The organism is uncultured Gimesia sp., assembly GCF_937910335.1.
Lineage (GTDB): Bacteria > Planctomycetota > Planctomycetia > Planctomycetales > Planctomycetaceae > Gimesia.
This window is the reverse complement of sequence record NZ_CALEMX010000562.1, coordinates 1-5,889: the sequence shown is the minus strand read 5'-3', so window position 1 is coordinate 5,889 and position 5,889 is coordinate 1. Positions and strand designations below refer to the sequence as shown.

The following is a 5,889-nucleotide window of genomic DNA, read 5'->3' as shown; positions in this document are numbered from 1 at the left end:
CCCGGAATCACAAAGCCCGGCACTGTCTGTACCGAACGGGTCATTACAATGGATTACTATCCCACTATTCTTGAAATCACAGGCATAGCAGGTAACGCAGACCACAATAAGAATGTCGATGGTGTCTCGCTCGTTCCATTGCTGAGAGACCCGAAAGTATCACTTGGTCGCGATGCACTCTATTGGCATTATCCTCACTACAATGTATTCGTTGGCATTCCCTATAGTGCGATTCGAGTCGGCGACTATAAACTGATCAAATATTATGAGGATAACCATACTGAGCTATACAATCTGGCTATGGATTTAAGTGAAACGCATGATCTGACCGCAACGCAGCCTGATATCACTGCCAGACTAAAGAAACAGTTGGAGGAACACCTCCATCAGGTCGGAGCTCAGTTGCCAGTACCAAACCCCCAATACAAAACTCTGAAATAGTCTTCTGGGGTGAATCCGGTGAAGCCCGGCGGATAGAACAGGGAATTGAGTTAGACGATGTTACCTGGAATCAGATCAATGCAACCTGTGAATCGTTGAATATCAAACATGGATTTGCTGAAACTGATACAATGAAGTCCACATTCAATAACATTCAGGTGTTGATTCCTGGCTGTGATTCAGTACCCGTACCGAGCCAATCAGGAAGTCAGATACATGAATAGCATACAAAAACAGGGACGCTTAGAATTTATTACATCAGGTGATTCACTTTCAAAAGTTGATTTGGCAGATGGGGTTCATTTCTCACCACTTGCTATAGGCGAAATGGGAGCCCAAGGGCTTGCAACTGGAATGGCGACGTTACAACCAAAGGCAACATTACCGGCTCATGTTCATCCTGTTAGCGAAGTCATCGTTCCGCTGTCAGGAGCAGTTCATATCTTCGCTGAGGGACGTCGTTATCGGGTCGGCAAATATGACGCATTTCATGTACCTGCCGGGTTATCACATTGGATTCAAAATGACTTGTCTGATGAACCAGTCTCCTGCTTCGTCAGCTTTGCCACTGATCGACCATCAAGAGAGTGGGTAGAAAATAATTTCGCGGTCAAAGACTGTTTCGAAACCGATTCGAATGTCGTTGAGCATCTGACTCGTTTTCAATCTGCCCCCACTTATGAGTTATCGTCGGGTGCTCTTTTTCGCGATTTGTTTGCAAGTCGATTTGGTTCACAGGGAATATGTGGAGGCTATGGTATCTTTCAGCCCGGTGCTTCACTGCCATGCCATGTTCATGGATTTGATGAATCGATCACAATTGTCGAAGGGAACGCCATTTGTCAGGTAGCGGGGCGTGAATATCCATTGTCAAACTGCGATACTGCTTGTATTCCCAGAGAACGTCCGCACCGATTTATTAATCGATCAGAGAACCCTATGGCGATGCTTTGGGTCTATGCCGGCGATGAGTCTGATCGGACCGAGTTGGAACAGTGCTGTTGCGAAGAATGTCACCCTGAGAATCAACACATGGTGAAGGCACTCTAAGGAAAACAACATGAATTCGCCTTCGAAACAGCAACCAGAGCCAATGCTGTTCGGGAGTCTTGCTCCCTGGAACGAGAGTGATTTACCCGCACCTCCTCCGTTCACAATACGTAATCTATTCCGCACGATTGGCCCCGGAGCGATCTTGCTCGCTGGTTCGATAGGCGGGGGTGAGTGGCTCGTGGGTCCGACGATCACTGTTAAATATGGAATGGACATTCTCTGGATCGCCACCGTGGCCATCGCATTGCAACTTCTATTAAATTTGGAAGGAATTCGTTACACATTATACACGGGCGAGCCGATTCTTGTGGGCATTATGCGATTACGGCCCGGCTCTCGATTTTGGGCCGGGGGTTACGTTTTCGCCACGATTGCTCAGTTAGGTGTACCCGCCTTGGCTGCGGGATGTGCTTCGGTTCTCTTTGCCTCCTTTGCCGGTCATATGGCAGCCGACGGAGACCAAGCCATTTTGCAATATTTGACTTACTTCGTGATTGGAATTACGGTCTGCATCCTGCTCTCCGGAAAAACGATTGAACGCATGCTGGAAGTTTTCTCATGGATCATGATCACGTTCATTTTTTCATTCCTCATCATCGTTAATATTCTTTTTGTGCCTTTTGAACATTGGATGAAAACGTTGACCGGTTTTTTCCAATTCGGAAGTCTCCCCGCTGATATCGATTTATTTTTGCTGGCAGCATTTGCCGCGACCGCTGGATCCGGGGGTGTTGGCAATTTGGTGATCACGAACTGGTATCGTGATAAAGGTTTTGGAATGGGAGCAAAAGTAGGATCTATCACGAGTGCATTCAGTCAAAGTGAAATGCAGCTCTCTCCTGTAGGAACGGTTTTTCCCATCAATGAAGAAAATCTTCGAAACTGGAATTCATGGTGGAGATATGTTTCTGCAGATCAGATCTGGTTATGGGGCCTTGGATGTCTTGTGGGAATGTTTCTGAATGTGAACCTTGCGACGGCTGTCATTCCGGAAGGTACTAATATGGACCATATGGCAGCGGGTGCTTTTCAGGCGCGTTATATGGCAGATCAACTTTGGAGCGGTTTCTGGTGGCTGGCACTCCTGAATGGATTTTGGGTTTTGATGTCGACGCACCTAAGCAACACAGACGTCCTGATCCGAACGGTTACAGACATGGTCTGGGTTGCAAGTCCGCGCTTGCGCGAACGTCGCAGGATGAATATCAGCAAACTCTATTACACTTTTTTGGCGATCGCAACTGTCTGGGGTTTGTTTGCAGTCAATTGGGGAAACGCCATCTTCCTGTTTAAAATTCTGGGTGCCGTTGCCGGACCCGTTCTGGCGATTGCCGCCATTCAAATTTTAATTGTGAACACAAAGCTGCTTCCGCCGGAACTACGCCCGACTCTCTGGCGTCGTTGTGGTTTAATATTGTGTGCCATTTGTTACGGGTGCTTATCACTGGCTTTGCTATCGAATCTGTTTTTCTCGATGAAATAAATGGATTGATATAGTACAATGACGGGGCACATTCAATCACGGAGAATCACGATGATCAATAAAACGCAAGGTACTGAAGATTGCTTGCCTTTTATTAATTGCATCAGAATGGTCGGCTATTTCGCAGTGATCATTTTACTTGCTGCGAACAGAGGGAATTTACAGGCCGCGGAAAGTGAATCAACAACAAAGACCGTTTTCTATGAAACTGCCGTTAAAGCGATCTTCGACGCCAAGTGTATTCGTTGCCATAATTCAAAAACAAAAAAATCCGGTCTGGATCTCAGTCATGTTGAAGGAATTTTAAAAGGGAGCGAATCCGGGCGAATCATACAGGCGGGAGATCCAGACGCGAGTCTGTTATTCCAGATGATCGATGCCGATGAAATGCCACCGGATGAAAAAGATCGACTCAGTAAAAGTCAGTTGGAAGAGATTAAAAAATGGATTGCAGGTGGATCGAAGTTCCGGGATACAGTCCAATCTGAGCTAGCAGTGACACAACATGACATTGTCCCCCTGCTTCACTTAAGGTGTGTTGCCTGTCATGGCGGTCGACGTAAAGAGGCGGGCCTTGATTTACGCACAAAGCAGTCCATCTTAAAAGGGGGAAAATCAGGACCTGCCGTTATTTCGGGGAAGCCGAACGAAAGTCTGATCATTCAGCGAATCAAATCGGGAGAAATGCCTCCACGAAGAAAGCTGGTCTCCGTCAGTGTAAAGCCTATGGAAGACAGTGAGCGGGAGCTGATCGAAAAGTGGATTGAACTCAATCTGATAGAATCAAAAGAGACCGAAACCGGTGCTCAAAATCTGCCTAATGACCTCATAGCAGATAAAGATCGAGAGTTCTGGTCGTTTCAACATCCTGCATTAGTCCATCCTCCAAAAGTGAAACAAATAGATCGTGTAAACAACCCGATCGATGCATTTGTGTTGCGTTTACTGGAACAACGGGGACTCAGCCTCTCTCCAGCGGCGAGTAAGAGAATCATCATACGTCGACTCTATTTCGATCTCATTGGTTTGCCACCGACACCACAAGAAATCGATCAGTTCATCAATGACACGGATCCTCGGGCGTATGAAAAACTGGTCGACCGACTGTTATCGTCGCCACGGTATGGGGAGCGCTGGGCGCGGCATTGGTTAGATGCAGCAGGTTATGCAGATTCCGAAGGTGCTCAGAATGAGGACAAGTTACGTCCACATATTTTTCGCTACCGCGATTATGTTATCCGTGCGTTTAATCAGGACAAACCTTATTCACGTTTCCTGATGGAACAAATTGCCGGCGATGAACTCGTCGATTATCAATCTAACCAAATCACACAAGAAGTTTACGACTGTCTAGTTGCGACCGGTTTTCTGCGAACGGCTCCCGACCGCACTTTTGCCAACATTACCAATTTTGTACCTGACCGCCTGGAAGTGATCTCCGACGAGATGGACATTCTGGGATCTGCAGTCATGGGATTGACCATCAAATGTGCGCGATGCCATTCACATAAGTTTGATCCGATACCGCAACGAGATTACTACCGCCTGACAGCGATCTTCAAGGGGGCCTATGATGAACACGACTGGTTGAAGTCTCAAGGACCGCGGACGCTGGCATATATGACAGCCGCAGAACGCAAACAGCACGAGCTATTTAAGAAACAATTGGTTTCGCAAATTCAGAAAATCAATGAAAAGTCAACGAACTTAACTGCAAATGTGCTCAAAATTCAACGTGAGAAAAAAGCCCATACTTTACCCAAACACGAACGAGAACAAGTCTTAATCGCCTTATCCAGAACACCGAATCAACAGACTTCTGAACAGCGGAAACTATTGAAAACGCATGAAAAACTATTGAAGATATCGCCGACTGAACTGAAGAAACTCGATCCCGTGTATCAAAAAGAAATGGATCGTTTCCAGAAACAGATCAAAACACTCAAAAAGAAACAACGAACGACTCCTCGGATTCGTGCGTTGTGGTCTCGTGGAACTCCTTCACCAACCTATATTCTGAAACGCGGAAATTATCTCACTCCCGGGCATCCCGTTGATCCGGGCGTACCAGCGGTTCTGACGAAGAACAACAATCCTCTGAACATCGTAAGGCCCGTCAAGAATAAGACATCAACGGGAAGGCGTCTCGCGTTTGCCAAATGGTTGACCCAACCCGATAATCCGCTGACAGCGCGTGTCATGGTCAACCGCATCTGGTTGCATCATTTCGGGAGAGGAATCGTTAATACACCTGGCAATTTTGGAAAAGCGGGCGAAAGACCTTCCCATCCACAACTACTGGATTGGCTTGCGAACGAATTTGTGCGACAGGGCTGGAGCATCAAAGCCCTGCATCGGATTATCGTCACATCAAATACGTATCAACAAAGTTCTTCCGTGAGCGATATCGCATTGCGACTTGATCCCGACGGAAGGTTCCTCTCGCGAATGCCTTTGAAACGCATGGAAGGGGAAGTTCTCAGAGATACTTTGTTGTCGATTTCTGGTCAACTCGATTTAACACCCTTTGGACCTGCTGACTCCGTTGATGTTCGCGCAGATGGTTTAGTAACTTCGATACGATCTGAACGCGGGTGGCGAAGAAGTATTTATGTACTTCAGCGAAGAACACAGATACCCACACTTCTGGAGAATTTTGACTTTCCACAAATGGGCCCTAATTGTCTCGTTCGTGGAAAGTCACTGGTTGCTACTCAGGCATTACATATGTTGAATGATAAAATGATCTATCAATTAGCCGTTCATTTCGCTGCTAAAATTCGTAGTGAAGCAGGGACAGATCAATTAGCTCAAGTGAGACAAATTTATTTGAATGCTTTAGGCCGCAACCCGACAGAAGAAGAGAGTAAAATGAGTATTGCAACACTGAATCAACTGGCTGAACAATGGAA

General features: G+C 46.5%; 4 protein-coding genes. All 4 read left to right on the top strand.

Going from position 1 to position 5,889, the window contains the following annotated elements; genetic code table 11:
• The coding region (locus tag Q0668_RS23110) for a sulfatase/phosphatase domain-containing protein (protein ID WP_298868905.1) at positions 1-441 on the top strand (441 nt) is incomplete at its 5' end.
• A 216-nt stretch (positions 442-657) separates the two neighbouring features.
• Positions 658-1,491: a cupin domain-containing protein gene (locus tag Q0668_RS23105; protein WP_298868904.1), complete on the top strand. Its 834-nt coding sequence runs from the start codon at positions 658-660 to the stop codon at positions 1,489-1,491.
• Between the two features lie 10 nt (positions 1,492-1,501).
• Positions 1,502-2,977, top strand: a complete 1,476-nt coding sequence (locus Q0668_RS23100) for an Nramp family divalent metal transporter (RefSeq protein WP_298868903.1) — start codon at positions 1,502-1,504, stop codon at positions 2,975-2,977.
• Positions 2,978-3,028: 51 nt separating this feature from the next.
• Positions 3,029-5,889, top strand: a 2,861-nt coding sequence (locus Q0668_RS23095; protein WP_298868902.1) for a PSD1 and planctomycete cytochrome C domain-containing protein, incomplete at its 3' end; no start/stop codon positions are given.